2 protein-coding genes are annotated in these 2,292 nt (G+C 20.3%); both read left to right on the top strand.

From position 1 onward, the window contains the following. The coding region (infB, locus tag GJU03_RS01545) for a translation initiation factor IF-2 (protein ID WP_168918936.1) at window positions 1–1,886 on the top strand (1,886 nt) is incomplete at its 5' end. Between the two features lie 43 nt (window positions 1,887–1,929). Beyond that, window positions 1,930–2,286 carry a 30S ribosome-binding factor RbfA gene (rbfA, locus tag GJU03_RS01540; RefSeq protein ID WP_168918935.1) on the top strand — a complete coding sequence of 119 codons (357 nt, stop codon included), beginning with the start codon at window positions 1,930–1,932 and terminating at the stop codon, window positions 2,284–2,286. Window positions 2,287–2,292: the final 6 nt, after the last annotated feature.

The following is a 2,292-nucleotide window of genomic DNA, read 5'->3' as shown; positions in this document are numbered from 1 at the left end:
AAATAAATACTGATATTTTTCATAAAAAAATAAATAATAGAAAAAAATATAAAAATAATAAATATAAAAAAAAGTTTTCTAAATTATATCAAAATTTTAATAAACCGATTAAAAATATTAATCGTAGTATAATTATTAATGATACCATCAGTATCACTGAATTATCTAATAAAATGGCTATTAAAAACACAGAATTAATAAAAATAATAATTAATATGGGAGAAAAATTTTCTAATATTAATCAAAAATTAGATCAAGAAACAGCACAATTAATAGCAGAAGAAATGGGGCATAAAGTTATATTACGTAGTGAAAATGATATAGAAAAATCATTAATTAATAATAAAGATTCTTTTAATCGAACACCTGTAATAAGACCACCAATAGTTACAATAATGGGTCATGTAGATCATGGAAAAACTTCATTATTAGATTATATATTTTCAAGTAATATTACTGCAAAAGAAGCAGGAGGTATTACTCAATACATAAATGCATATGAAATAAAATTTAATAATAAACAAATAACTTTTCTTGATACTCCAGGACATGAATCTTTTTCTTCAATGAGATATAGAGGTTGTGAAATTACCGATATAATAATATTGGTAATTGCAATTGATGATGGGGTAATGCCACAAACTATAGAAGCTATACAACATGCAAAAAAAAAGAAAGTTCCAATCATAGTAGTAATTAATAAAATTGATAAAAAAATTTCTAATTTTGAAAAAATAAAAAATGAATTAAGTCGATATGATATTCTTTCAGAAGAATGGGGTGGGGAACATATATTTATTAAAGTTTCTGCTAAAACTGGAGAAGGTATAGATAATTTATTAAATGCTATTTTATTACAAGCAGAAATGTTAGAATTAAAATCTTTTAATGAAGGAATTGCAAAAGGTATTGTGATTGAATCTTATTTAGATAAAGGTAAAGGACCTATAGCTAATATTATAATTAAAGATGGAGTTTTAAAAAAAGGTGATATAATACTTTGTGGTCATACTTATGGAAAAATAAAAAGATTAATTAATAGTAAAAATTTAGATATTTTAAAGGCAGGACCTTCTACTCCTATTAAAATTTTAGGTTTATCGGAAGTTCCCTATGCTGGAGATAATTTAGTAGTAGTAAAATATGAAAAACAAGCTAAAGAAATAGCATTATATAGAAAAAATAAATATCGAGAAAAAATATTAGCTAATAAACAAAAAAAATTTAAAAAAACATTTTTAAACTTAGAACATAAAAATATTCATGAAATAAATCTTTTAATAAAAACAGATGTACAGGGTACTATTGAAGCTATTAAAAACACATTAATAAATTTATCTAATGATCAAATAAATATAAAAATTATTTATTCTGGTGTTGGAGAAATTACTGAAACAGATATTTCTATGGCAATAGCTAATTCTGAAAAACATTTAATCATTATTGGATTTAATGTTAAAGTTAATAACACTATAAAAAATATAATAAAAACAGAAAATATACAAGTAATATTTTTTACTATTATTTATGATTTAATTAAATATATGAAGAAATATATACAAAAATTTTTAACTCCTGAATATAAAGAAAAAAGATTAGGATTAGCAAAAGTTATAAGTATTTTTACTATTCCTAAAATTGGGATTATAGCTGGATGTATAGTAACATTTGGGATAATAAAACGTAATAATTTAATTAAATTATTTAGAGATAATAAAATTATTTATAAAGGAGTTATAGATTCTTTAAGAAGATTTAAAGAAAGTGTTAGTGAAGTACGTAATGGAATGGAATGTGGGATAAGTATTAAAAATTTTAATGATATTAGTATTGGAGATAAAGTAGAAATATTTGAAAAAATTGAACTTATAAAAAATAATTTTTAAAAAAAATTTTAATATTAAATATATATAAATAAGGAGTTTTTTATTGTATCGTAATCAACGTATTGCATATGAGTTAAAAAAACAAATAGCGAAAATATTACAACATAATCTTGATGATATTAGAATAAATAAGTTTAGTACTATTACTGATATAGTAATATCAAAAGATTTTACATATGCAAAAATATTTATAATATTATCATATAAAGAAGAAAAATTAAAAAAGAAAAAAAATTCATTTTTTTATTTAAATAAAGCTACAGAATATATAAGATATCTTCTCAAAGAGAAGATAAAATTACGTAAAATACCAAAAATAAAATTTTTTTTAGATTCTTCTTTTAACAAAGGTAAAAATATTAATACTATTTTAGATAATTTAAAGATTAAAAAAATTTAAAATATC

It is taken from the genome of Enterobacteriaceae endosymbiont of Donacia bicoloricornis (genome assembly GCF_012567955.1).
Taxonomy (GTDB): Bacteria; Pseudomonadota; Gammaproteobacteria; order Enterobacterales; family Enterobacteriaceae.
Note: the sequence above shows the minus strand (reverse complement) of the source record. Positions and strands in the feature narration are given on the sequence as shown.